This window comes from Haloarcula sp. H-GB5, assembly GCF_054850705.1.
This window is the reverse complement of sequence record NZ_JBTWBG010000002.1, coordinates 1336829-1360667: the sequence shown is the minus strand read 5'-3', so window position 1 is coordinate 1360667 and position 23839 is coordinate 1336829. Positions and strand designations below refer to the sequence as shown.

The following is a 23839-nucleotide window of genomic DNA, read 5'->3' as shown; positions in this document are numbered from 1 at the left end:
GCCGAACTGCTAGGGTAGCCGTTATCTCGTGGCTCAGTCAGCAGCCGTCGGTCGGAACTTTGACTGTCTACCGACAAGAACGCCGTAGCATGGCGACCCGACAGCGCCAGCAGTTCATCTACGGGCATCTCGCGTGGGTGCTTGGTACCATCCTCGTGTTGACCCTCCTGGATGCGCTGACGCTGGAGCTGTTTTTCGTTGTCTCGCTGATCGGGTTTCTCGTTACTGTCGAACTGGTTGCACCGCAGGCCGTGTCGCCGCGCTGGCGACGGCGGCTCTGGTGGCTCATCGGGCTCGGACTGGTGGGCTTTGCCTACGTGGTCATCAAACGTATCCTCGAGATTCTACCGCCGGGGCTGGTCTGATGGCGTTGACACCGCTCTTTGAGGACTCGCGGTTGCCGTCGCTCACTCTCCCGCAGCTCCTGCTGGCCGCCTACACCGCCCTCACGGTCATCGCACTCGTCTACGCCGCGAGTACGTCCTCGGCGGCGTTCGGTGCGTACAACTCCCAGTGGGACGGGGCAGGTGAACTCCGAGGCGTCGCAACTGATGCCGGTGCAAACGTGACTGTCGGAACGAACGTGAGTCAGTATCCGACGAGTGGCGCGGACGGCACCGTTGCGGTCGTTCTCTCGCCGGCAGAGCCGTACTCGTCGAGCGAGCGCACGCGGATTGCGGAGTTCGTCCGGGGCGGCGGGACACTCGTCGTCGCCGAGGATTACCGCCCACACGGAAATGAGCTGCTCGCTGCTGTCGGTGCAGACGCACGCTTCGACGGCCGCCCGGTGTACGACAACCGGAACTACTACCGGAACTCTTCGCTCCCGGAAGCGACGCCTGCCGGCGACTATCCGGAGACGACCGGCGTCGATACTGTCGTCCTCAACTACGGGACGACTGTCAGAGCCGGCAACGCGACGACACTCGTCAACACCTCCGAGTATGCCTACCTCGACAGCAACGGGAACGCCAACCTTGACGGTGAGGAGCAGTTAGCGTCTCGACCCGTCGTCACGAGCGAATCGGTCGGCGACGGTCGAGTTATCGCCGTCAGTGATCCGAGTATCTTCGTGAACGCGATGCTCGAACGTGGTGACAACCGACGGTTCGTCCAGAACATCGTCGCCAACCACGACACGGCCCTACTGGATTATTCACGCGCCAGCAGTGTTCCGCCAGTGGCCGCTGCCGTCCTCGCCGTGCAGCGGTCGGACGCGCTGTTGCTGTTCTGTGGCGTCGTGCTGGTCGGGATGCTGCTCGCGTACGACCGCCGTCTCGACGATCGACTCCGAGAGCGACTCCGGGAACATAGAGGCCGCAGGCCGAACCCGCATCTTTCCCGGGATGGCGTTGAGAAGTATCTCAGAGCCCGTCATCCAGACTGGGGAACCGCACAGGTAGAGCGAGTAACGGAAGCCATTATTAAACAGCGGTCCGAACGTCAACGCAATGACTGATCCGTCGGTGCTGTACGACCGTCTCAAGGAGGAGACGGAGACCGTTCTTATCGGTAACGAGCAGGTCCTTCGCCACATTACTGTCGCCATGCTTACACGCGGTCATGTGCTTTTGGAGGGAGTCCCCGGTGTCGCGAAAACGACGATTGCCACGCTCGTCGCCAACGCGACGGATCTCGAGCACTCTCGGGTCCAGATGACGCCCGACCTCCTCCCTGCGGATATCACCGGAACGACGGTGTACCACCAGCAAAACGGCGAGTTCGAACTGCAGAAAGGCCCAGTGTTTACGAATCTGGTCATCGCCGACGAGATCAACCGTGCCCCGCCGAAAACACAGAGTGCACTCCTCGAAGCGATGCAGGAGGAGCAGGTTTCCATTGAAGGAACGACGCTCGAACTCCCGACGCCGTTTACCGTCGTTGCGACGATGAACCCCTTGGAGATGGAGGGGACATTCAAACTCCCGGAGGCCCAGCGCGACCGGTTCCAGATGAAACTCGTCACTGAGATACCCAACTCCGAGGAGGAGCGTGCCATCCTCGACCAGTTCGACACGAACCCGACGCTTGACGCGGACTCTATCTCGCAGGTTATCTCCCGGAAGGAACTTCTAGACGCCCGGTCGGTGGTCCCTGAGACACACATCGAAGACAGCATCAAGGAGTACATTCTCGCCATCGTGGGCGCGACGCGGGACCATCGAAACGTCGTTCACGGGGCCTCACCCCGGGCGACAATCGCCCTGCAGAATACGGCCAAAGCAGTCGCTCGTCTGAACGGCCGGGAGTACGTCATTCCGGACGATGTCAAGGAGATGGCGCTCCCGGTGTTGCGGCATCGTCTCATTATGAACAGCGATGCCGAACTAAGCCAGATCGGTCCCGAGGCGGTTATCGAAGAAATCCTCCAGTCGATTTCGCCGCCCGGGTCCGACACCGACCACAGTACGGGTGTCGAGAAAGCGGTTGGTGATGGCGGGACGAAACGGGAATTCGAGTAGCGACCGGACTGACGTCAGCTGTTTTCCGGGGCTGGTGTCGTCTCTCGTTCTCGGGCTGCTACGCCATCGGACTGCGCCGATGGTTGTTCGAGTGTATCCCACGAAACCGTCACGACACCGCTGAAGCGGTCATCGTCGCGCGTATCGACAGTGACAGGTCGGTCAAGGCCCGTGGCAAACCCTACCGAAAGCAGGGACACCACTGGGTGATCTAGTTGGTGAATGTCGCCGAACGCAGGATTGTCGATGGCAATAGAAGCGGTTCGGTTCTCGTCATCGATTTCGATTGTCGTGTCCTCGACGAGTTCGAACTGCTCGGACAGGGCTGCAGTCAGTTGTGTTGCTATTGCATCGGGGTCGCTACCGAATTCGCCCGACATCGTTTGCTCGAACTCGGTGTACAGACGATCTCCAGTCGGGGGAAGCGATATGCCCTGCTCCGCCTCGGCACCGCTCGTAACGAACAGTTCTCCCAACTGCTCTGGATCCGGAACCGCGTACTCGACGTGCTGGGGGACGAACAGACGCGCATTCGTCTCTGGACGGGATGCCATCGGGACATACACCGTCTCGGTCTGGAGTTCCAGTTCGCTGACGAGGTGCTGTTCGACATCGGCCAGCGTGTCGAACACCGTGTCACTGACCGACGCCGAGACGAACCGCTCGGGAGTGAGATAGAACGTGACGATACCGGCGAACACACCGGTTCCAGCGAACGCGACGAAGATCGTCTGCAAGGCTGGAAAGAGGAACGCCGCTATGAGTGAGAGTCCACCGACCGCAAAGAAGCCCACTGCGGTCCGTCTGAACGTTGCCCGCTTCGCATGCGCATAGGAGTCGCGCAACCGGCGGTTCTCCTCCCGTAACACTTCCATCTCCGCTTCGAGTGTCTGGCGGTCCCGCACAATATCCGTCTGTTGGGTGCTGTCATCACCTGATGCATCCGGTTGCGTAGGCTCGGGTTGGCTCATAGGAAATCACGATCCGAAGCTGTGTCTTCAGTCACGATGTCGAGTTCTATCAGCAGATAGCGATGGAAGAGATAGCCGACGATGGCAATACCGACGACCAGGGCGGACCCGGCTCTGAGGGGGGCCACGTTCCAGCGCCAGAGCGACAGCCAGGCGAGACTGCCGAGCAGTGGAACGACAAGTGCGACGAGGCTGCCAGCGACTCGGCTGTCGGGCGTCTCGATAGTTACCGAAAGCAATGCAAGGAACAGGCCGCCTTCGACAAGAACGAGCGGTAGCAGTGATGGTGTATCGACTGTGACGAGTGCTATCTGTCCAAGCACGACCGCGAGAACGGGTGTTCCGGACAGGTAGAGACCGCCGAGGACAACACCGACGAAACCAAGCCATACCGGCCCGCCCCAGACGAGTCCACCTGTGGCTACGACGATGCCCAGCAGGCCGAGCACGGTGGGCAGTGATCGGAGCGAGCGTACCCTCGTTTCCAGTGCGACGCTCATGCGTACTTCCTCTGTTCTGTGTTCGCTGGGCTGCCGGACAGAATAGCCGAGATCTGGTCTGGGGACCCAACCTCGTAGGCTGTCACCGAGTCGATCTCGTTCAGTTCGCGCCGGAACTGGTCGAAGGCTCGATACCGTTCGTATGCAGTATCGAGGTCAGTGAGGAGGTCCGTATCGAAGGCTACTGATGGAGCGATAAACACGACAACCTCCGTTGCGTTGCGTCTCGCCAGTCCAACTGTGTTCCGTAGTTCACTCGGGTTGCTGTCGTCGGTACAAATGACCAGCAGATCCGCGTTGCGTATCTCGTGTGGTGCCGCCTGCAACCCGTTGTACAGCGGTTGGTTGGGAAGCTGTCGTTTTGATCCGGCGGCGTCCCGATACGCGAGCAGCGTCGCTTCCATCGGTGATTGCGTGTCGGCCGTCGGGGACACCGTCCCTGCCATCCGTCCGGTAGAAGCCGCTGTTGCGGTGGCTGTTGCCGTCGTTTCAGCTTCGGTATCGATGTCGTTGATCCGATGCTGGCACGATCTGTAGGCCTCGGTTCTCGCTGCCGGGATTCCGGTTTCCGTTACGCCTGCGTCATCGATAGTCACGTACCCTAACGGGTCGCGGGTCGTTTCGGCGCGCTGCCGGAACGCCGCGGCGACCGCTTTGAGGTGTTCCAGCTTCGTTTCGCCAGGTACACCGTCGCCCAGCGTCTGACGGTGATCGAGGACGAGTACTACGCTACGGTTACTCTCGGCTTCGTAGTTGCGGACGTGCGCCTCGTCTAGTCTGGCAGTCGCCTTCCAGTCGACGTACTTCAGTGCGTCGCCCGGGACGTACTTCCGGATTTCCTCGGCTGACAGGCCGCCGGTTCGCCCGCGGGCATCGTGCTCGCCGACGCCGCGTAGCAACTGTTTCCCGCTCTGGCCAACGTGAATCGGGCCGACCGACGGGGACTCGACTGCTATTTCCGGTCCGGGAGCCGTTGTGAACGACTGAGCAAACAACCCGGTGCCGTCACTGACCGTCACTGTGGCTCCGGGAACGGTGTAGGTGCCAACAGTTTCCCAGGTGAGTGGGAGTGTCACTGATGACGACTGCATCGACATACCGAGAGTGATATCCGGAGAGGGGCCCGCTTCCATTTGCGCTGTGAGTGGAATCCGTGCTTCGATGGAAAGCGGCAGATGATCGCCGGCAGCGTCAACCGATGCATCAAGTGTGTACTTCGCTTCGGCACCGGTCCGTATTCGGGACCGGTCGAACGACTGGCTAACCGTGAGTTCGTCTTCGAGCCGTGAAACGCCACGAACGAACGCAAGCTGCATTGCGAGCAGCCAGCCTGCGAGCCCGACAGCTCCGACGACTAACAGGGGCGCATCGAGCAGCCCACCACCTACGACGAGGCTCCCGATAGCAGTGAGCGTGAGCCAGAACCGCCGGGTAACACGCATTAGCTCCTGTTACTGAATCGAGCCCATTGAAGATACCGACAGACTCGCTGAATACTCCAAATGTAGATCTGCATTCACTATCGAAATCGATACTGATATTCGGAGAATCAGTTACTTAATCTTCAACCGAAAACATTGGCGTATAGATGCCTCAAAGCTCTACTTTATCCCGATTTTTGGGTATCTGTCTGAATGAGATTTTCGGAATCAGTCTTAATACTGAGGCTAAAGATCAAGATGACGCTGCCGGTTCAAGTCCCCGCTGGTTCCATAACGTGTCGATGGTTCGCTTCGGTGCTATTGTCCTCGTCACGGTACTTCTGGCGGGTGTTGTGTTCCCAGTCGCTGGAATGTCTCCACAGGTGAACACCGCTAGTGGTGGTGGGGCCGATACACCGAATGTGCAGCAGGCACAAGCCGATGCGAACGCCACTGATACAGACGGGGACGGCCTGTCGGATTCGCTAGAGCGGTCCGTTTACGGCACTGACCCGACCAACGCGGACACGGACGGCGACGGTTATCCGGACGGCATGGAAGTTCGCTGTAAGCAGGCAATTCCGGATGCAGACCCGCTCCGAACGGACATCTACGTTGAAGTCGATTCCACACAGGCAACGACGCTCAGCGATCCGGTTCGGACATCTATTGTTGAGACTTTTGAGAATGCACCCGTTTCGAACCCCGACGGCTCCACCGGGATCGATATCCATCTCGTCACGGACGATACTAACCTCTCGGCCAACGGGACGGTGTACTCGAAATCCCGTGCTGGTGTCGGGAACGACATCTACGACTTCCGGGCCAACCATTCCGAGTACCGTTCTGAGGGCTACTACTACGTCCTGCTAACCGACGACGTCGCATACAACGGTGATGACTACTTCGTCGGTGCAGGCCGACCTGAAATCGCGGCAATGGAGCGGTTCGATTCGACGAAGATCACCGCGTCGCTGTTCATGCATGAATTCGGGCACGCGATGGGGCTCGACGCCCATCAAGATGGTATCGACGAGGAGCGCTACTCCCGGACAGAATACGATAGCGTGATGAACTACAACGGGCTGTACAGACAGCTCACCTATTCAAACGGCACTGACAGCGTGGGTCGAAACGAGTGGCAGTTCGTCGCCGAGAACCGAACACAGCCCGACATCGAATGCGTCGAGAACGGAACGTGCTCTAGCAGATGTACGCAGAACTGACTAATCCCGTTAAAACGACAGTCAACGGTTAGCTGCTGTCTGCTAGCATACTCATGAAGAACGACCCGAACACTGTCTGTAGCCCCAGCACCACGACTGTCGAGGCCAGAAGGGTCGCCGTGGCTGACGGCAACGCCGCTTCCCCGGCAAGCAGCCACTGTCCGAACACGCTCCCCAGGTACAGAATCCCGGCTGCAGCCGCGAGAATGCCGATCGACGCGCCGTGTTCAAGTTGGAACTGCTCCCGTATTATGCCGACAAGTACGCCGTCCGGCTTGTTGATCGGGTTCGCAGCAATGGAACTGAACAGCGCGAGCGTCCAGACCTGATACCCGACGATTGCCAGCAACGACCCGCCGACCATGGTCTGTATGCCGAAGTTGACGCCACCGATCGACAGCCGAGCGATTGACAGCGACATCAACACTGCCCCGACCGAGACGAGCAACAGAGCCGGATACGAGAACAGGTAGTCCGGCGCGTTCACGAGCATGAATCGGACGTGTCGCCAGCCGTCACTGAAACTATCGAGCGTTTCCTCGCCTTCCCGCTCGTGGTAGATAATCGGGACTTCCTCGATGGTGAGGTCGTTCGCACCGGCCTCCATGATCATCTCGCTGGCGAACTCCATCCCGGTCGTCTCTAGCTCTAGCGTTTCGAGCGCGTCTTTGGTGAACACACGGAAGCCGCTGTGTGCATCGCTTACACCGGCCCCGTAGAACGTGTTCAGGAACCGCGTCAACAGTGGGTTGCCGACGTATTTGTGGAGTGGCGGCATCGACCCGTCCCGGATCTCACCCTCCAGTCGGCTTCCCATACAGATGTCCGCGTCGCCGTTCTGGACCGGTTCGAGAAGTTGGGGAATCATCTCGAAATCGTACGTCGTGTCGGCATCGCCCATCGCTATGTACTCTCCCCGTGCCTTGTCGAACGCGTAGCGATACGCATAGCCATAGCCCGGTTCATCAGGTGTCACGACTGTCGCACCCCGCTCGCGAGCTAACTCCGGAGTCGTGTCAGTCGAACTGTCGCTCACGATGATCTCGGTCGGCACACGTAACTCCGAGATAGCTGTCTTGATCCGATCAATACATTCTACGATTCCTTTCTCCTCGTTGAGGGTGGGCATCACGACGCTCAAAACCGGCGTGACTTCGCTCTCTGGCGTGACGAGAAACTCGTCTACAGTCTTCGTGATCCCCTGTTGACCCGCTTGATTTGCCTGATTTGCTTGTATCGTCATTCCCGTACCTCGGCTATAGCTGGTGCGTCTGGTAGCATGCACTCTCCACTCCCCTGGTCGGCTTTCGATGAATACGGCTAGTAGGCCCCATTTTATCTAATCTCAATGGTTAATTTCTGACAGGTACCGCACGGCTCCCACACAGGCTGTCATGTCAAAGCAGCGTATAATAAAGCTGTCGGGTGGAATAACTCATCATTAATAACAAGGGTTGGCATGAGAAATCCCGTTTTCCGCTGATTGTACACAATTTCTTCGGTCCATGACCCTCGTGTAGCGTACCATCTATCAATAAAGCACATTATTCACGCACTAATGTACGTTGTGAAGCAGACATCTATCAGACTAGTAGACTATGTCTCCTGCGGGTCTCACCGTAGTCTATTTCAAGCAAGGTGATAAGACGGGCGCTGACAACAGGAAGCCACGTCTGCGAATGTCGAACGACACTGGGAAACTACTACGAGAGGCACTGGGCAGCGGCCCGGAACTTATCTGTAATCGGGAAACTGCGGTAGTTCGAGTAGACGAGTTCCGGGTACAGTCACTCGATTCCATGCGCCGGTCGGTGGCTTTGGCGTCATGGTTGCTGAGCGTCTTATACTGGGCGGCGAAGCCGGCTCCGTATCTCGCCACCAACAGCATGTATCCGCGGCAGTCGATCCTCTGATGCACTGATCAGCGTTGCCACGCTTAACCCAAGGACGTAGACAACTCCCAAAAGTGCGATAACTGAGATGTCCTTGCTGAACCGAAGTGCCCCACGTATCGATGCCATATACGTACATATCTGGGCTGAGTATAAGCCGTTGTGGCCCAATTATTAATATTTGTAACTGGGCGACCGTTGTTGTCCAGAGCCGTAGATTTAAGCCGCCCTATGTGCTAAACAATAACATGGCCACAGATCAGTCCGAGGGGGCCAGCCTGCACGTGCCACCGCTGGAGAATACAGCGTTTTTCTCCATTGAGGACGATGACGGCTACGTCCGTATTGAACAGTCACTGGGGAACCAGGTCCTGTACACGCCCAATGAGGCGCGGGACATCGCCGAAGCCATTCTCGACGCTGTTGATGAGGCTGTCGAAGAAGAGTAACTCCTCGCTGGCGGTCGGCCCTGTTTTGCTGGAAGGCGAGACGGTTTGAACGCGGGCGGTCCACCGTTAGGTATGACAGATGCAAGCCATCGGGCGGCGGTCGCCGAGCGAGCGGCCCGCGCTGGCGGTGTCGTGGCCCGGGAGCAGTTCCGGGGCGATCTCAGCGTCGAGTCGAAGGCCAACAAAAACGACCTCGTCACGGAGACGGACCGTGACGCCCAGCGGCAAGTCGTTGCGACTGTTCTGGAGGAGTTCCCCGGCGACCGGTTCCTCTGTGAGGAAGACCTTTCCACGCGGGCCGGGCCGGAGGCCGATTACGACCCTGAAGCAGTCGATAGCGTCCCAGAAAGCGGCTCTGTGTGGGTAATCGATCCGATCGATGGAACGGCGAACTACGTCCGTGGGATGCGTCTGTGGGGGACGGTCGTCAGCGCAGTTGTCGACGGCGAGCCGGTCGCATCGGTGACCTATCTCCCCTCGTATGGCGACCTCTACGCGGCCGGCCCAGAAAGTGTGACGCGAGACGAGACTGAACTTTCGGTAAGTGGACGAACCGACCCGGAGACGTTCGCCGTGGCTCCCGTCGGCTGGTGGGACCGCGATGACAGGGACGAGTTCGGTCGGTTGTGCAGCGCCGTCGGCGACCGTTTCGGTGACATCCGGCGCCTGGGCTCGTTCCAGGCAACGCTGGCGCACGTTGCCGACGGGGCGCTCGAAGGACTCGTCTGCACGCGCCCGATGGCACCATGGGATACGCTCGCTGGCGTCCATATGGTCCGACAGGCCGGCGGCACGGTCACTGACCTCGATGGCGAGCCCTGGACCCACGACAGCGATTCCGTCGTCGCCTCCAACGGCGAGGCACATGAGGCCTTCGTGGCGGCCGGCAACGAAGCGCTCAGGTAGGACTGAGCGTACTTTCGCGCAGCAGTTCGGCACCACTGGGCCGCGGACTTCCGCTCCACGCACACGGGACCGGAACGCTAAAACCGCCTGCCACCGGTCACTCGGCCATGGAAACGCTCGAGCGAGCCGTCGATGAGTACGGGCCCGGCCAGCTCTGGGTGGGCTCTTTCGTTGCTGTCCTCCTCGTCGCTGTCGGAGCCGTTGTGGCCGCTCCACAGGCCGTCTGGGATCGGTTCCTCTGGCAATACTTCTGGGGGCCAGTGTACGCGGACGCCAAGTCGGCCAGCTGTGCTGAGATGACTGCGTCCGGGCCACAACCGGTGTACGAGGGCTGTAAAGCGGCTATACAGGAGGGACGGCTCATCGCAGAACCGGGGTACACTATCGTCTCAGAGATCGGCTACATGCTGATTCTGGTGTACATGCTCGTCGGTGTCTACTTCCTCCTCGAGCGGCTGGACATCGCCGAAGACCCGAAGCTCTACTTCGCGTTCGTCCCGTTCATGCTGCTCGGCGGCGCGTTGCGGACTGTCGAGGACGCGACCGACCGCGCGGTCGACGCCGGAGTCACACCCATCGTCGAGTACCCGCTGAGTTCGCTCATCATCAGTCCCGTCATCTACGGGACGGTGTTCCTGCTGACGCTGCTCGTCCTCGTCGCCTGCGTGGATCTCGAACGCCGGGGAATCATCGACAGCTACTACCGGGTGACCGGCGCTATCGGCGGAGCGTTCGTCGCCGTGACGCTCCTGTATCTGACGTTTGTCGCCCTCACCCGCGAGTACGCGACACTGTACCCGTCAGTCCTCATTACGACCGTCGGACTGGCGTCGGTGTTGTCCTACGGTCTGTACCGTCTATTTGAGTCCTACCGACCGGCACTGAACGACGGAACTGGCTATATCGGCTTGCTCGTCATCTGGGGCCACGCCATCGACGGCGTCGCGAACGTCCTGCTGGCCGATTGGCTCGACGCGCTCAACGTCCCGCTGACGTACTACCCGAAACACCCGGCTAACAGGTTCGTCATCGAGGCCACCGAGGCGCTCCAGCCAGCCGGGATAACAGCCGCTATCGGTACGTCATGGCCGTTCCTGGTCGTCAAGCTCGCCGTCGCTTCGCTGGTCGTCTCGCTGTTCAATCAGGAGTTCATCGACGACAGCCCGCGGTACGCGCTCCTGTTGCTCATCGCCGTTACCGCAGTCGGCCTCGGGCCGGGCACGCGGGATATGCTGCGGGCGACGTTCGGTATCTGAACACCCGGCTATCCGGTATCTACCTCCACCTCTCGCTGTATCGGTTGTTTCTACGGGAATGGATGATGCTCCCGCTCAAGCCGCGGTTCGAAGCCCAGATCGGCCGGAACGGTTTCAGCCCGCTCGCCGAAGAACGACTCACCGAAGAACAGCGGCTGTGCCGACGGACAGACGACCCGAACCGCCTCGAACCCGATCTGTTCGAGGTCGCGCGTCGTCAACCGCGTCCCGTACGGCGCGAGTCCTGCGTCAGCCGCCCGGTCACACAACGTCTCTAGCTCTTCCTCGCCGGAGAGGGCTGCGTCGGGTCCGAGCGAGTCCAGCGGGACCGCCGTCTCTGCCTCCGTCAAGTCGGCCGCCTTGCCCGGAGACTTGGCATAGCGGCCGATAGCGCCCTGTGCATCCATAGCCGCCTCCGGACCCATATTGTCGAGTTCCATCCAGTTCTGGAGCGCCTCCTCCAGCGCGCCGACGGCGGCGGAACCAGGGTCCAGATCCGCGTCGGTCCCGAGCGCAAAGCGCGGCCACTCGTCCTGTTCCAGTGCGACAGTGATGACTGGCACGTCAACATCCTGTGTCAGCAACAGCGCTGTCACGTCGAGGCCCTCAGATGTTGCGCGCCGCCGAAGCGTGTCGTACTGCTCGTGGTCATCGACAGCCACCTGGAGCGGCTCGAACGTCGAGTACCACGACAGCATCGCGGCGTCACGCTCGATGACCTCGTACAGCCCAGTCAGCAGCGCCTCAGTGACGGTGTTTCCCAGCCCGAGCCCGGTCGTCGTTGCCGGTCTGACGGCGTTCGACGGCGGCGGATAGTGGACAGTTTCGGCGGGAAGCGACCGACGTTCGTCGGTCAGCAGATTTTCCACCGGGACCCAGGGGAGTGCTGTCGATTCGTCCCACACGGCCTCGTCTCTGACGAATGAATCAGGGGGAACGGCATCCGGAATATCGGCGACTGTCCCGCGCTGTAGATTCCCGTCTCGATAGACGCCGGCTGCATATCGCTCGTAGTTCTCGCCCAGCGCCTTCATGAATGCCGTATCCCAGTCGATGGCGACACCCGCGGCCTTGGCGGCGGCAGACACGTCACTGAAGCCGACGGTGTCAGCCAGCGTCGACAGATAGTACGGAGCCGGGAACGATTCGACTTCGCCGACCTCCGTAGCGATGCCGACCCGGTCGTCGAGGCCCAGCTCCGCCCGTGACAGCGCCTCGCTGTCGTGGGCCGTCTGTCGACCGTCACCGAGGGTGTGGCTCTGTGTCCCGCCACAATCACAGCCCGGGACGGGGAGGAACCGCCGCTGGGTGTGTGGGAGTTCCGTGACAGTCCCGAAGAGGGCAGCGTCGCCGTCGAGAAACTGGGCTACCAGCCGACCGGCCAGCGACCCCGCGAACCGCTGTGTGGCTGCCGTCGGGGCCGCTGTGGCTTCCTCGGTGTCATCGACCGTCGCCTCCACCCGGGTCCGAAGGCAGTCGAAACAGCCGGTCTCCGGTCCGAATCCGCTGATCGCGGCGTCAGTCACTGGAACGCCACCGACGCCACCCAGTTCGACGGCGACCCACGGGACGTCATTACCTTTCGCCCGGTCGTTCCACGCCGCAAACGTCTCCGAACCGACGGTATCGACGACAATGATGAGGTCGCCACTGCTCTCCGCCGGTGTCGAGGGCTGTGCCACTGAAACGTCGATATCAGCGAGAAACGCGACAAGTGCATCGACGGCCGGTCCACGCCCGACGACTTCGACAGTTCGCATGCCGAAGCCCTCGTGGTGAAGGGGGAAAAACCTACGCGGCGAGGATGGACTGGGCGACGGAGGCCAGTTCGTCCGGGTCGGCGTCTTTGAGTCGGTCGTCGCCGAGCATCAGGCGGAGTCGTGGTCGACCCACATCAATCGGGACCTTCTCGGTGTCGATGAGGTTCATGTCTTCGAGCTTCGTCTTCGTCCGCGAGAACGTCGCCTTGCTCGCCAGCCCGACATCTTCGCCCCACTTGCTGATGTCGTACAGTAGTTCGCCGTTCCGTGCGGCCACGAGCAGGCTGATGGTGACCTCATCGAGGCCGTCGCCGTCGCCGCGGGCCGTCGACAGTGAGTTCAGAACGTCGTTGAAGTCCGACGCGGTTTCCGGGCCGATGTCGGATTCCAGCGTGCTCTGGACGCGGTTGAGCGGCGGCGTCCGGAGCGAGTACTCGTCGGCGTCTTCCCACGCCGAGTCGTAGTAGTCGTAGGCGTTGTCCACGAACTCTCTGTCGTCGGTCCCGAGACCGCCGACCGTATCGCTGATCGTGACGAGCGCGTACACCGTATCGACGGTTACCGCGACCGAGTGGTTCGGTACGTCGTCGAGCAGCCGCATCGTGAGCCGCCCCTCGTCGATGAGATCGGCCGCGGTGCTCGCAACGAGGAAATCGTCCATGACGTCTTTCAGTGCCCGTTCGTCGGCCAGCAGCCGAACTTCGGGAGCGCCCGAATCTGCGTCTAGTGTCGATACAAGCTCAGAGATGGTCTGCCGCGACGGGTTCACGACGTACACCGGCTCGTCGGTTGCCCCAAACACCGTGGTCAACATAGACCCGACGTCGTCTTGCAGGAGATTTTCGGTCATTGTCCCTTGCCAGTATATAGTGTACTGTTATATTTAATTTTACCGGCCATACTGTGTTGATTTCGCCAACAATCCGACAACACCCACCAGCGAACAGCGATAAAATATTGGTCAGTTGTCCTAAGCAGAAGCCGTTAGACTCACGGACTGAACCTCCTGCTCCACTCGGTAACGCCGTGTAAATCTGATTGAACCAGTGGCTGGTGTCACTGTTTCCTTCCCGCCAGAAGCCAGGACCTGGGTACCGGATCAAATCTGATCTCTAGTATCAAAGGTTCTTGTAGAACATTGTATTGCCGCGACCACTCGGTCGGCCAGTTCGAAAACAGACGGCGGCCGTCTGGCCTATCTCGATTGTCTGATAGTTCTACCGTCCTCAGAAGTCCGTCCGGAGGCGCGCAGCTAGGTCGTCGGACCAGTGGAACTCCCCGTCGTAGATGACAGGCAGCGAGGTCTGACTCAGTGCGTCGGCCAACTCCGTAGCGTCGAGCGAGTGGCTCGTCTGTTCGCCGTTCAGTGCGGCGCTGTCGTCGAACGGCAGGCGGTAGCTCTCACCGGGCCGTTCCGGAGACACGACCGTACACTGTACGTCGAACCCTGTCTCCCCCTCAGAGAGCCAGACGACGGCCGGATGTGCAGGAGTAGGAACGATTGAATAGGTCCCGTCGCCGACAACCGCATAGTCCTTGCACATCATTATTCGCCGGCGAGCGAGTTCCAGCGCTCGCTGAATGCTGAACCCGTTACTGAGCAGGCGTGCGAAGGCGGTCCCGACCAGAGCGGCGTGTTTGTCCAGCACGTCGGTGAGTGTCACCGCGCCGGCGACCGCGCCCTGTTTGACCAGATCGAGCCCTTCATCGTAGGAGCCACAGGCGTTCAGGAAGAACGTCTGGGTTCGGGCTTCCGAGAGCGACGACAGCGACAGATTACCGTCGGGACAACGCAGTCCCGCCTCGTCGCAGTGGCCGATGAAGTGGACGAAATCGGTCGGTTGGCGGAACACGTCGGCCAGTTCGTTGACCGATAGCAGTTCGCTGACCTGCACGTCCATCGGGAGGTCCGCTGCCTGGTATATCTCTGTGACTTCTGTGTGTTCGTCGGCCATCTCCTCGTCGTTGAGGACCACCGCGACCCGCTGACTGCCGGTGTCCCGGTTCTGACTCCGGTAGCGATTTACGTACGCTTCCGTCGGCGTTTTGCAGGCGTCTATCGGGTTCCCCGGAGCGAGCCACGAGTGCAACTGCCCCTCGCGCAGGTTCGGATCGATGACCGGCGGGCGCTCGGCCGACCCGCGGCTCAGATACGAATCCGCCAGCGTCCTGTCGAGCAGCTCATCCTGGTCGAGCCGGGAGCTGTCCGGCAGGTAGATGAGGCTGAGCCGGTCGAGTAGGAACGGCAGGCAGCGGACCCGCTCCGGTTCCGGCGAGACGTACGTCGAGAGGGGCCACTCAGGCAGAATCGAATTCACGGCCTCGTCCGAGACCTCGATGTACCGTTCGAGTCGGCCGGCCGGCGACAGCGACCGAAGCGTATCCGGGTCGAGCGAGAGCGCCGACGTGATACGGGGGCCGCTCTCGGCCGGGTCGACGCGTCTGACCTGGCAGTCGAGATAGAACACCTTCCGAAGCAGCGCTGCGACGCCGGCCTGTAGCGATGGCCACGCGTCGAAAGAGAGGTGTACCGACGTGTCTTCGGCTGTCAACAGTGCGGCATCCCGTGACTCGACCACCACTTTGGCCCCGAGATAGTACGCCAACGGGGCGCTGACGAGCAGTTCCGCCTCGCACTCCGGAACACGGAGCGTGATACCGGTCTCGGGACGGTTCTGTCGCACCGGTTCCGGAATACGGGTTGTCTCGCCGGTCGTGACTATCGGTGGGTGTCCGCGGAGTTCCGGGTGCGAGCGGGACGGCTGCATCGTGTGATGCGCCCCGCTCAGATGCGTAATCGCCGTTGCGAGCCCTTCGGGCGTCGCGGGGACCTGCAGATGCGGCCGCTCCGCGTTCGTTTCCCAGACGAACCCGACGGTAATGCTCGTCGGCTCTTGGAAACCAAGCACGGTGGTAATACCGGCCGAATGGAGCGACGCCGGACCGTCGAAGCGAACGTGGATCCGAATGTCGTCTACGACGCCCAGCGGCGATTCCCGGTCACTATCCGCAGCACGGGCCTGCATCGTCAACAGGTACTCTCCGTCCTCAAGCGTTGTCGGTGAATCAACTGTCCCGGCATCGGCGTCAGTGTCAACTCGGGTTACCGTGGCACTCACCGCCGGCAGCGCCAGTTCGGTGACAGACCCGCGATAACAATCGTCGACACGCCGTGGTAGCTGCTCCCCGTCCGTACTCTCTCTGTCGTGTAATTGGTGCACCAGTGCGGTCGGGTCGACCGTTTCCCCATCCCAGTCCAGCGTTTCACCGCCGTCCCGGCCCACCCGCTCGCCTGCCACCCCCCAGGTGACCATGTGTGGATATGTGGAACGTCATCTGATATATACGTATGGTTGTCAGCACGCCGTCACCGCCCACCATACCCGCGGTACCAACTGAGGAACGATAACGCTACACACGCGTGGGTCAAAGGGTAGATTATTGTCGTATCGGTCCTGACTCGGATACATGAGCTACGAAACCGTACGGGAAGCGGACCCGGCAGTCGCGGACGCCCTGGAGGGCGAACGAGGCCGGCAGAACGATACGCTGGCGATGATTGCCAGCGAGAACCACGTCAGCGAGGCTGTGATGGAGGCACAGAGCTCCGAACTGACGAACAAGTACGCCGAGGGCTATCCCGGTGAACGCTACTACGGCGGCTGCGAGTACGCCGACGACGTTGAGGAGCTCGCTATCGACCGCGCAAAGGAGCTGTGGGGCGCGGACCACGTCAACGTCCAGCCACACTCCGGCTCACAGGCCAACATGGGCGTTTACCTCGGCGTCCTCGAACCCGGCGACAAGATCCTCTCGCTTGACCTGACCCACGGCGGCCACCTCTCGCACGGCCACCCGGCGAACTTCGCCGGGCAGGTGTACGAAGTCGAACAGTACAAGGTCGACGAAGAGACCGGCTACATCGACTACGAAGGTCTCCACGACCACGCAGAGGAGTTCGAGCCGGACATCATCGTTTCGGGCTACTCTGCCTACCCCCGAGAGGTCGACTTCGAGCGGATTCAGGAAGCCGCCGATGCGGTCGACGCCTACCACCTCGCGGATATCGCTCACATCACTGGTCTCGTCGCCGCCGGCGTCCACGAGTCGCCGGTCGACGTTGCCGACTTCGTCACAGGCTCGACGCACAAGACCATCCGCGCTGGTCGCGGTGGCATCATCATGTGCGACGAGGAGTACGCCGACGACATCGACAGCGCGGTGTTCCCCGGCTCGCAGGGCGGCCCACTGATGCACAACGTCGCCGGCAAGGCCGTCGGCTTCGGTGAGGCGCTGGCCCCCGAGTTCGATCAGTACGCCGAGCAGACCGTCGACAACGCCGTCGCTCTCGGTGACCGACTCAAGGAACACGGTCTGGACTTGGTCTCCGGCGGGACGGACAACCACCTCGTGCTCATCGACCTCCGGCCGTCCCACCCCGACACCACCGGCAAAGAAGTCGAGGAAGCGCTGGAGGAAGCCGGTATCGTCCTCAACGCAAACACGGTTCCCGGCGAGACCCGCTCGGCGTTCAACCCCTCGGGCATCCGCGCCGGCACGCCTGCGCTCACCACCCGTGGCTTCGACGAGGACGCCTGCCGCGAGGTCGCGGATCTCATCTACAAGGTCGTCGACGCGCCCCATGACGACGATGTCGTGGCGGAAGTCAGCGACCGCGTGGACGAGATGACCGACGAGTACACGCTGTACGAATAGCGACAGAAGCGGTCACCCGCGGTGCTGCTATCCGCACACTTCGCGACTCACTTTTTATTGTTTCCACCCGACGCGTCCGGTATGCCCCGCACAACTCGACGCCGGATGCTCTATGCACTGTGTGCCTCCCTCTCGACAGTCGCCGGCTGTACGCAGTTCGAGGTCGAGTCGAGAGAGGAAACCGGACACAGCGATGACAGCGGGGGCGAGTCCACAACAGCGGCTACGGTGTCAGAGACGGATGCTGCCGCTGCGACAGACGAGCGGGCCACTGCTGGCCAGACGCCCGATGCCGAGGAAATCGATCTGCGGGAGGCCAACGTCGTCGGCGTCGATGTCAGTGACGAGGGCGGCGGCGACTACCGCTTCGACGTAACTCTCTATCACGATGACGACGGCGAGGACGGCTATGCGAACTGGTGGCAAGTCGAAACGCTGGCCGGCGACCGACTCGGGCGCCGGGAGCTCCTGCACGCTCACTCGACGGGCCCGTTCACCCGTTCGGAGACGATTACCGTTCCCGACGACGTTGGCTGTGTCGTAGTCCGGGGGCACGACCAGACCCACGGGTACGGCGGGCAAGCGATGACGATGGCTGTCCGGAGCGGCGCGACGCGGGCTATCCAGCAGGGAGCCGAGCGGCAGTCGGTCGCCGAGTCGGACTGTCCCTGAGCGTGCCAGCCTGTCGCGGCTGACTGAAATCCGGGACGTTCATACCGCCCCGCGCCGCCGTTGTACCTAATGACAGAGATTATCGACGGCAACGCCGTCGCACAGTCGATTCGGGACGACCTTGTCGCGTCCATCGACCGCCTGGCCGACGCCGGTCACCGCCCGTCGCTGGCGACGGTGCTGATGTCTGAGGACCCGGCCAGCGAGACGTACGTCTCGATGAAACAGGACGACTGCGAGGAGGTCGGTATCGAGGCCATCGACATAGATATCGACCCTGACGCGGATGCCGCCGAACTGTACGACACCATCGAGGACCTCAACGACGACGAGGATGTCAACGGTATTCTGGTCCAGATGCCGGTCCCCGACCACGTCGAGGACAGGTCGGTCCTGCGAGCCATCGACCCGATGAAGGATGTCGACGGCTTCCACCCGGAAAATGTCGGTCGGCTCGTGGCCGGCGACGCCCGCTACAAGCCCTGCACACCCCACGGCATCCAGAAGCTCATCGAGAGCGCGGGCGTTGACACTGAGGGCAAAGACGCCGTCGTCGTCGGCCGCTCTGACATCGTCGGCAAGCCGATGGCGAACCTGCTCATCCAGAAAGCGCCGGGCGGCAATGCGACGACGACGGTGTGTCACTCCCGCACCGAGAACCTCGCTGAACGGACGCGCAATGCCGATATCTTGGTCGCTGCGGCTGGCGTCCCCGAAATGATCGACGGCGAGATGATTCAGGAGGGCGCGACGGTCATCGACGTGGGCATCAACCGCGTCGACGCCGACACGGAGAAGGGGTACGAACTCGTCGGCGACGTCGAGTACGAGAGCGCGAAAGCGGTCGCTGGCGCAATCACGCCGGTCCCCGGCGGCGTCGGCCCGATGACCCGCGCGATGTTGCTGTACAACACGGTCAAAGCGACGGGCCTGCAACACGACATCGACGTCGACCTCCCCTGAATGCCGTCGCTTGCGGATTTTGCGGACCGCGATGTGCTCACCCGCCAAGTGACCAGAGAGACTGACGCGGCGGGCGTAGACGGCGTCTGTGCCCGTGCCGACCGCGGCCTTCGCTGGGCGGTCGGCGCGCTCGTCACCGACCCGGCGGACCGCCTGCTACTCGTCTACGAGGACGACATCTGGAAGCTCCCGGGTGGCGGCGTCGAAACCGGCGAGACACGGCAGGAAGCGGTGCGTCGCGAAGTACGCGAGGAGACTGGTGTCCGTATCGCCGTCGACGAATTGGCTGCCGTCACCGAGGTCACAGTGACTGACGGCGACCGCGAGGCGACGTTCTTTTTCGGAACCTATCGCGGGACAGCTGACTCGACGATACTCGCGTCGGACCCCGGCCTCGACGGCGAGGGGATCGAGACCGCGGCGTGGAAAGCGTCAGTGCCGTCGGACTGCCTGGACGAGTCGCTTGTACGGCGGCTCCGGTGACCGCTTAAACCGTATCGTCCTCGATTCCGGTGAGCCAGTTTTCAGCTCTGACGAAGGCGCTCTCGTCGCCGGTGATGTACGACCCCAGGTCCCGCGCCGCATGGACGAGGCGGTTCGCGTCCGTGGGGTCGACATCGCCGTCTAGTGCCTCGATGCGCTTCCGATGGTCGCGAATCCGCCCGGAGAGCTGTCGTGCGGTCGGGTCCGGATTGGCGTCCAGATACGTCCGCACGTCCCGCTGATAGCTGTCGACGGCGGCCGCCATCGCCAGCCCGTACGGCACTCGAAGGGCCGACGGGACCTCGTCGACGGCGGGACGGTCGCCGTCGTCAGCCCCGCCGAGCAGTTCGTAGAAGTACCGCTCCGCCGGGTCGCCGCTACGTAACTCTCGGGAGAGGTGTGTGCCGATGTGCTGGAGTTCGACCGCGGCGACGAACGTCGGGTCGAGCGGGCGAAGTTCGCCCGCGTCGATGAATCCCCGCTTGCGCGTGTACTCCCGGCAGCGCTTGGCGGTTGCGTCAGCGATCTCCCGCGTCGTATCCGTGTCGATTCGGCTCCGGACAGGCGTCAGATCGAGCGTAGCCGGTGTGTCGGTGTGTTCGGTGAGCTCGTCGATGCCGACACTGTGGATGCTCCCACAGTCCGGACAGGCGATGCTCCCAGTTTCGTAGTACCGCCATCGCGTGCCACAGTCCTGACACTCGCGCTCCCCGCGGACTTTCATACGTGATGCTGAGAGGCCAGCCCTCAAGATTGTTCCGTGAGGGTTGTCTACGCCAACGTATGCGCTCGCAAGACGAGATCCGTGAGCAGTACGAGTTCCTCGCTGAACAGCTAGACGACGAGGAGATGGACCACGAGCGAGTCCGTATGATGTTCACCCACTACAAGCGGGCACTTGGATGGGTGCTTGAGGAGGAACATATCTAGGTTAGTTACAGCTTACATCCGCTTTTAATTCGATAACTAACACCTGCTGGACGGGGCCGGTACTTTTAAGTTATTCTGCCCCATTCGACCAAGTGACGCTTCGCTTGGAGGGCCGAAGCGTCAGCGGGGACCAATTCAGGGCGGCAAGCGGTCGCGTTTTTCGCGACCGCTTTCCACTTACTTCGCTGCAAACGATCTAAGACGAGAGATTTCTGTCCCTCGGAAAAGGAACTGCTGGACGATACGACTTACTCGATAGACCCCTCTGTCTCTGTCGCGCTCTCGGACCACCCCGGTTCGACTCCGATGCTGAGCTCTCCGACGCCGCCCTCCGGGCACTCGTGCTCGGCTTTCACCTCGAACTCCACCTTCGATGGCGGCGCGACGTGACCCCGTCCATGCGCTGAGCGTAATCTCGGATCCGTCTCCCGGGGCGTCGACCATCGTTCTGAGATACGCCACAGTGACGTTGCGGCCGACTACTCCCTCGGCTTCAAACAGCTATTGTTCTGCTGACTGTTTTCTACAGTGATAATTAATACTGTTGCCATCAGTTTCCGGAGAATGATGATATACTGACTGTATTTACCATATGGACAAAACGCTGACTGAGAGTCTATGTGCAGAAAATTCGACACCCCGAGATGACGAAAATATGTCAAATTCTCTGGGCCGATATATTTAACAGTATAGATACTAAATCATTACATAGGTGAATCGATGCACGACTTGACAGGATTCCAGCGTGACCTTCTCTACGTGATCGCTGGCAGAGAGGAACCCCACGGCTTAGCTATCAAGGAGGAGCTTGAAGCGTACTACGAGAAGGAGATCCATCACGGCCGTCTCTACCCGAACCTCGACACCCTGGTCGACAAGGGACTAGTCGAGAAGGGGCAGCGCGACCGCCGGACCAACTTCTACACGCTCACGCGCCGCGGGCGTCGTGAGATAGACGCACGCCGCGAGTGGGAAGACCAGTACGTCGACCTATAACAACGTCGCAGCGCCGATTGTGCTGAGGCCGTCGTTTCGCTGGTAGCACTGCGTCCGTCTTCAGTGCGGCGCAGGTAACGCTACGATGACGGCATTCGTCGCTGGAGACATACACACCTTGTACGCCTGTAGCCCGGTTGACGGGGTCGTTCAGCGTCATGTGGTGCCAGGTTGGTTCACCATGGGTGACTCGTGGCACTCGATCACGAACCTGGCTCCGCCGCTCTCGCCCTCAGTGACTGATATGTCCCACCCGTGGGCCTGCACGATGTCTTTAACGATGGCGAGGCCGAATCCTGTCCCCTCCGTGTTTGTCGTATATCCCTGTTCGAACACGGCGTCACGCTCCTCGCTGGGGATGCCCGTTCCGGTGTCTTCAACATAGAAGCCGACTCCGTCGGGTAAGGACCCGACTTTGACAGTTAGGTTAGCCGACTCGTTGTGTTCGACGCTGTTCCGGAACAGGTTTTCGAACATATTCCGGAGCCGATTACGGTCACCATCGATTTGGAGCGTCGTTTCGACGACGAGGGTCGCCCTGCCAGTCTCGACGCTCTGCCAGGCATCGTATGCGATCATCTCGAGATCAACCTCGTCGGTTTCAGTGACTGTTTCTCCTGAGCGAGCCAACGTGAGCGAGTCGTCGATGATCGACTCCATGCGCTTGAGTTGCTCCTGAATCGTCCCAATCGATGCGTCGTGGTTAGCGATATCGCTCTCAAGTAGGCTAAGTCGTCCACTCGCGACGTTCAATGGATTCCGAAGGTCGTGTGCAACGATGCTCGCAAACTGGTCGAGCCGTTCGTTCTGTCGCTCCAGTTTTCACTTCCGCTGAAGTTGCTCGGTCACGTCTCGGGAGTTGAGGACGATGCCCTCGACGAACGGGTCGGCAAGCAGATTTGTTGCGCGCGCTTCGATGAAACGCCAGTTGCCCGCTGCGTCGCGGAATCGCACGACGTACGTGCCGGAGTAGCCGTAATCATCGACGTACTTGTCCAAATCCTCGGCAACACCCTGTCTATCGTCGGGATGGACGTATTCGATGACGTTCTCACCGACCAGCTCGGTCGGCTCGTATCCGAGTATCTTCTCGACCGGCTGGCTGACGTACGTGAAATTCCCGTCTTCGTCCAGTATAGTTACCATGTCCGAAGACCGCTCGATGAGGCGCTGGAACCGCTCCTCAGCGATACGTCGATCGGTCACGTCACGGTAGATGAGCAGGTGTCCGATCATTGAGCCAGTTTGGTCGGTGAGTGTCGAACGGTTAATATCAAAGTAGTGCGGGTCGCCGTCAGCCTCAATGATGACATCGGCGTCGGCACTGCCGTCGCCGTCTGGGAGCGAGTCATAGGACGGCATGACTTCGGATGCGGACCGGCCGATTGTCGCCCTTTCATCATCAAGGAAGTCTGCCCCAGCCTCATTTATATCGACAAGCCGTTCGTCTTTATCAACGACGAAGACTGGGTCGGCCATTTCTTCGATGAGCGTGTGCCTCGCGACGGGCATCAGGTCAAGGAGGTCAAAGCGAAAGAGCGCGATCGCGAAGACGATCCCGGTAAAAGTGAATGCGAACGCCGTCTGGTCGGCGGACCCCATCGGACCGCTGCCGAAGATGAACACCACGCTCGCAATCAGCGGAATAATGCCGCCAAGCAACATCAACGTCGCCTGTGTTCGGTACCGGCCGCTTCGCTTGAGTCCGAAGAGTCCGACGATGACGTACGTCGTCCCTATCAGAGTGTACTGGTACAGGAGATTAAACCAGAAGACAGGGCCGTTCTCGCGCTCCGGGCTCGCGAGCGGCGGTCCCTGCACGAACCCGTCGAGGGTCCACAGCAGGTCGTGTGACTGTGCGGTCACGACAAACCCCAAAATGACGACCGCCGGAGCAAGCAGTAGCGCCCAGCGTCGGCGGGTCAGGAGTGATTCCCGGCCGCTGTATGTCAGCCCGAACCAGAACTGCGTTGGCCCGAGTCCGAGCACCCCGAGGTATTTCACAAGGAGGCCGGTCCGGTACGTCGACAGTGTCGTGCTTGCCGCCAGAACGCCGTTACCGAGCGAATAAACTGCTACGCAGACCATTATGGCGGCGAGCGGGACCGCTCCGCGGACTCCCCTCCGGCGAATCGCAATGCCAGCGATCCCCAGGTTTATACCGAATGCGATGAGGAGAACCCACGTTGGTATGCCTGGCGCTAATCCCACACGCCAGAGTTGATTTAGGGTCATT

General features: G+C 61.0%; 24 protein-coding genes. 13 read left to right on the top strand and 11 right to left on the bottom strand.

All coding sequences use genetic code 11. The features are described 5' to 3' along the window. Positions 1–89: 89 nt before the first annotated feature. From ACYJ11_RS14960 to ACYJ11_RS14950, 3 genes are read left to right on the top strand one after another with little or no spacing between them, the layout of a single operon-like run. Positions 90–365, top strand: a complete 276-nt coding sequence (locus ACYJ11_RS14960; RefSeq protein ID WP_170096207.1) for a hypothetical protein — start codon at positions 90–92, stop codon at positions 363–365. Beyond that, positions 365–1459: a DUF4350 domain-containing protein gene (locus ACYJ11_RS14955; protein ID WP_461648337.1), complete on the top strand. Its 1095-nt coding sequence runs from the start codon at positions 365–367 to the stop codon at positions 1457–1459. The genes ACYJ11_RS14960 and ACYJ11_RS14955 overlap by 1 nt, the downstream gene beginning before the upstream one ends. Continuing rightward, positions 1452–2462 (top strand): AAA family ATPase, encoded by a 1011-nt coding sequence (locus ACYJ11_RS14950; RefSeq protein WP_188977310.1) that lies wholly within the window; start codon positions 1452–1454, stop codon positions 2460–2462. Before ACYJ11_RS14955 ends, ACYJ11_RS14950 begins: the two co-directional genes overlap by 8 nt. A 14-nt stretch (positions 2463–2476) precedes the next feature. Here ACYJ11_RS14950 and ACYJ11_RS14945 read toward each other — a convergent pair whose 3' ends face one another. The 3 genes from ACYJ11_RS14945 to ACYJ11_RS14935 are packed head-to-tail and all read right to left on the bottom strand — an operon-like array spanning position 2477 to position 5375. Continuing rightward, the gene (locus tag ACYJ11_RS14945; protein WP_461648336.1) at positions 2477–3433 is read right to left on the bottom strand and encodes a hypothetical protein; all 957 of its coding nucleotides are present in this window, start codon (positions 3431–3433) and stop codon (positions 2477–2479) included. Next, positions 3430–3933 carry a hypothetical protein gene (locus ACYJ11_RS14940; RefSeq protein WP_421642962.1) on the bottom strand — a complete coding sequence of 168 codons (504 nt, stop codon included), beginning with the start codon at positions 3931–3933 and terminating at the stop codon, positions 3430–3432. Before ACYJ11_RS14940 ends, ACYJ11_RS14945 begins: the two co-directional genes overlap by 4 nt. Further along, positions 3930–5375, bottom strand: a complete 1446-nt coding sequence (locus tag ACYJ11_RS14935; protein ID WP_461648335.1) for a DUF58 domain-containing protein — start codon at positions 5373–5375, stop codon at positions 3930–3932. Before ACYJ11_RS14935 ends, ACYJ11_RS14940 begins: the two co-directional genes overlap by 4 nt. A 401-nt stretch (positions 5376–5776) precedes the next feature. On the opposite strand from ACYJ11_RS14935, the gene ACYJ11_RS14930 reads away from it, so the two are divergent. Continuing rightward, on the top strand, positions 5777–6580 hold the full coding sequence (locus ACYJ11_RS14930; protein WP_461648334.1) for a hypothetical protein: 804 nt from the start codon (positions 5777–5779) through the stop codon (positions 6578–6580). 28 nt (positions 6581–6608) lie between these two features. Here the strand turns inward: ACYJ11_RS14930 and ACYJ11_RS14925 are convergent, their stop codons facing one another. Then, entirely contained in the window at positions 6609–7823 is a 1215-nt protein-coding gene (locus ACYJ11_RS14925; RefSeq protein WP_461648333.1) for a glycosyltransferase family 2 protein, read from the bottom strand. A gap of 897 nt (positions 7824–8720) precedes the next feature. Here ACYJ11_RS14925 and ACYJ11_RS14920 point away from each other — a divergent pair. The 3 genes from ACYJ11_RS14920 to ACYJ11_RS14910 all read left to right on the top strand — a co-directional run bounded on the left by ACYJ11_RS14920 (position 8721) and on the right by ACYJ11_RS14910 (position 11083). Then, positions 8721–8921, top strand: coding sequence for a hypothetical protein (locus ACYJ11_RS14920; RefSeq protein WP_004518094.1), 201 nt, complete (start codon positions 8721–8723; stop codon positions 8919–8921). 72 nt (positions 8922–8993) lie between these two features. Further along, complete coding sequence (locus tag ACYJ11_RS14915; RefSeq protein WP_461648332.1) at positions 8994–9827, top strand: inositol monophosphatase family protein; 834 nt, start codon at positions 8994–8996, stop codon at positions 9825–9827. Positions 9828–9934: 107 nt separating this feature from the next. Further along, positions 9935–11083 carry a DUF63 family protein gene (locus ACYJ11_RS14910; protein WP_461648331.1) on the top strand — a complete coding sequence of 383 codons (1149 nt, stop codon included), beginning with the start codon at positions 9935–9937 and terminating at the stop codon, positions 11081–11083. A 50-nt stretch (positions 11084–11133) separates the two neighbouring features. Here the strand turns inward: ACYJ11_RS14910 and ACYJ11_RS14905 are convergent, their stop codons facing one another. From ACYJ11_RS14905 to ACYJ11_RS14895, 3 genes are all read right to left on the bottom strand, one after another. After that, positions 11134–12843 carry a YcaO-like family protein gene (locus tag ACYJ11_RS14905; protein ID WP_461648330.1) on the bottom strand — a complete coding sequence of 570 codons (1710 nt, stop codon included), beginning with the start codon at positions 12841–12843 and terminating at the stop codon, positions 11134–11136. 31 nt (positions 12844–12874) lie between these two features. Continuing rightward, the gene (gene tbsP / locus ACYJ11_RS14900) at positions 12875–13693 is read right to left on the bottom strand and encodes a transcriptional regulator TbsP (protein WP_461648329.1); all 819 of its coding nucleotides are present in this window, start codon (positions 13691–13693) and stop codon (positions 12875–12877) included. Between the two features lie 376 nt (positions 13694–14069). Next, positions 14070–16157, bottom strand: coding sequence for a hypothetical protein (locus tag ACYJ11_RS14895; RefSeq protein ID WP_461648328.1), 2088 nt, complete (start codon positions 16155–16157; stop codon positions 14070–14072). Positions 16158–16311: 154 nt separating this feature from the next. Between ACYJ11_RS14895 and glyA the strand changes: the two genes are divergently transcribed. The 4 genes from glyA (at position 16312) to ACYJ11_RS14875 (ending at position 19677) form a co-directional block, all read left to right on the top strand. Next, positions 16312–17559, top strand: a complete 1248-nt coding sequence (gene glyA / locus ACYJ11_RS14890) for a serine hydroxymethyltransferase (protein WP_461648327.1) — start codon at positions 16312–16314, stop codon at positions 17557–17559. Positions 17560–17640: 81 nt separating this feature from the next. Next, positions 17641–18231: a hypothetical protein gene (locus ACYJ11_RS14885; protein ID WP_461648326.1), complete on the top strand. Its 591-nt coding sequence runs from the start codon at positions 17641–17643 to the stop codon at positions 18229–18231. 69 nt (positions 18232–18300) lie between these two features. Next, positions 18301–19194: a bifunctional methylenetetrahydrofolate dehydrogenase/methenyltetrahydrofolate cyclohydrolase gene (locus ACYJ11_RS14880; RefSeq protein ID WP_461648325.1), complete on the top strand. Its 894-nt coding sequence runs from the start codon at positions 18301–18303 to the stop codon at positions 19192–19194. Next, positions 19195–19677, top strand: coding sequence for an NUDIX hydrolase (locus tag ACYJ11_RS14875; protein ID WP_461648324.1), 483 nt, complete (start codon positions 19195–19197; stop codon positions 19675–19677). A gap of 4 nt (positions 19678–19681) precedes the next feature. On the opposite strand, the gene ACYJ11_RS14870 is transcribed toward ACYJ11_RS14875, so the two are convergent. Further along, positions 19682–20401 carry a DUF7117 family protein gene (locus tag ACYJ11_RS14870; RefSeq protein WP_461648323.1) on the bottom strand — a complete coding sequence of 240 codons (720 nt, stop codon included), beginning with the start codon at positions 20399–20401 and terminating at the stop codon, positions 19682–19684. A 59-nt stretch (positions 20402–20460) separates the two neighbouring features. Between ACYJ11_RS14870 and ACYJ11_RS14865 the strand changes: the two genes are divergently transcribed. Further along, a complete protein-coding gene (locus ACYJ11_RS14865; protein ID WP_461648322.1) occupies positions 20461–20607 on the top strand; it encodes a hypothetical protein in 147 nt (48 codons plus the stop codon). A 248-nt stretch (positions 20608–20855) separates the two neighbouring features. Here the strand turns inward: ACYJ11_RS14865 and ACYJ11_RS14860 are convergent, their stop codons facing one another. Next, positions 20856–21062 carry an amphi-Trp domain-containing protein gene (locus tag ACYJ11_RS14860; protein WP_461648450.1) on the bottom strand — a complete coding sequence of 69 codons (207 nt, stop codon included), beginning with the start codon at positions 21060–21062 and terminating at the stop codon, positions 20856–20858. A gap of 265 nt (positions 21063–21327) precedes the next feature. Here ACYJ11_RS14860 and ACYJ11_RS14855 point away from each other — a divergent pair, with 265 nt between their 5' ends. Continuing rightward, positions 21328–21603 (top strand): PadR family transcriptional regulator, encoded by a 276-nt coding sequence (locus ACYJ11_RS14855; RefSeq protein ID WP_004518082.1) that lies wholly within the window; start codon positions 21328–21330, stop codon positions 21601–21603. A 156-nt stretch (positions 21604–21759) separates the two neighbouring features. Here ACYJ11_RS14855 and ACYJ11_RS14850 read toward each other — a convergent pair whose 3' ends face one another. Both ACYJ11_RS14850 and ACYJ11_RS14845 read right to left on the bottom strand, forming a co-directional pair. Beyond that, entirely contained in the window at positions 21760–22422 is a 663-nt protein-coding gene (locus tag ACYJ11_RS14850) for a sensor histidine kinase (RefSeq protein WP_461648449.1), read from the bottom strand. 3 nt (positions 22423–22425) lie between these two features. Further along, the gene (locus ACYJ11_RS14845) at positions 22426–23838 is read right to left on the bottom strand and encodes a histidine kinase N-terminal 7TM domain-containing protein (protein WP_461648321.1); all 1413 of its coding nucleotides are present in this window, start codon (positions 23836–23838) and stop codon (positions 22426–22428) included. Position 23839 lies beyond the last annotated feature (1 nt).

Bases quoted from the DNA above. Each gene is read 5' to 3' on its own strand.
- ACYJ11_RS14960 (WP_170096207.1), top strand. From the start codon at position 90: ATGGCGACCCGACAGCGCCAGCAGTTCATCTACGGGCATCTCGCGTGG.
- ACYJ11_RS14955 (WP_461648337.1), top strand. From the start codon at position 365: ATGGCGTTGACACCGCTCTTTGAGGACTCGCGGTTGCCGTCGCTCACT.
- ACYJ11_RS14950 (WP_188977310.1), top strand. From the start codon at position 1,452: ATGACTGATCCGTCGGTGCTGTACGACCGTCTCAAGGAGGAGACGGAG.
- ACYJ11_RS14945 (WP_461648336.1), bottom strand. From the start codon at position 3,433: ATGAGCCAACCCGAGCCTACGCAACCGGATGCATCAGGTGATGACAGC.
- ACYJ11_RS14940 (WP_421642962.1), bottom strand. From the start codon at position 3,933: ATGAGCGTCGCACTGGAAACGAGGGTACGCTCGCTCCGATCACTGCCC.
- ACYJ11_RS14935 (WP_461648335.1), bottom strand. From the start codon at position 5,375: ATGCGTGTTACCCGGCGGTTCTGGCTCACGCTCACTGCTATCGGGAGC.
- ACYJ11_RS14925 (WP_461648333.1), bottom strand. From the start codon at position 7,823: ATGACGATACAAGCAAATCAGGCAAATCAAGCGGGTCAACAGGGGATC.
- ACYJ11_RS14920 (WP_004518094.1), top strand. From the start codon at position 8,721: ATGGCCACAGATCAGTCCGAGGGGGCCAGCCTGCACGTGCCACCGCTG.
- ACYJ11_RS14915 (WP_461648332.1), top strand. From the start codon at position 8,994: ATGACAGATGCAAGCCATCGGGCGGCGGTCGCCGAGCGAGCGGCCCGC.
- ACYJ11_RS14910 (WP_461648331.1), top strand. From the start codon at position 9,935: ATGGAAACGCTCGAGCGAGCCGTCGATGAGTACGGGCCCGGCCAGCTC.
- ACYJ11_RS14905 (WP_461648330.1), bottom strand. From the start codon at position 12,843: ATGCGAACTGTCGAAGTCGTCGGGCGTGGACCGGCCGTCGATGCACTT.
- tbsP (WP_461648329.1), bottom strand. From the start codon at position 13,693: ATGACCGAAAATCTCCTGCAAGACGACGTCGGGTCTATGTTGACCACG.
- ACYJ11_RS14895 (WP_461648328.1), bottom strand. From the start codon at position 16,157: ATGGTCACCTGGGGGGTGGCAGGCGAGCGGGTGGGCCGGGACGGCGGT.
- glyA (WP_461648327.1), top strand. From the start codon at position 16,312: ATGAGCTACGAAACCGTACGGGAAGCGGACCCGGCAGTCGCGGACGCC.
- ACYJ11_RS14885 (WP_461648326.1), top strand. From the start codon at position 17,641: ATGCCCCGCACAACTCGACGCCGGATGCTCTATGCACTGTGTGCCTCC.
- ACYJ11_RS14880 (WP_461648325.1), top strand. From the start codon at position 18,301: ATGACAGAGATTATCGACGGCAACGCCGTCGCACAGTCGATTCGGGAC.
- ACYJ11_RS14875 (WP_461648324.1), top strand. From the start codon at position 19,195: ATGCCGTCGCTTGCGGATTTTGCGGACCGCGATGTGCTCACCCGCCAA.
- ACYJ11_RS14870 (WP_461648323.1), bottom strand. From the start codon at position 20,401: ATGAAAGTCCGCGGGGAGCGCGAGTGTCAGGACTGTGGCACGCGATGG.
- ACYJ11_RS14865 (WP_461648322.1), top strand. From the start codon at position 20,461: ATGCGCTCGCAAGACGAGATCCGTGAGCAGTACGAGTTCCTCGCTGAA.
- ACYJ11_RS14855 (WP_004518082.1), top strand. From the start codon at position 21,328: ATGCACGACTTGACAGGATTCCAGCGTGACCTTCTCTACGTGATCGCT.
- ACYJ11_RS14845 (WP_461648321.1), bottom strand. From the start codon at position 23,838: ATGACCCTAAATCAACTCTGGCGTGTGGGATTAGCGCCAGGCATACCA.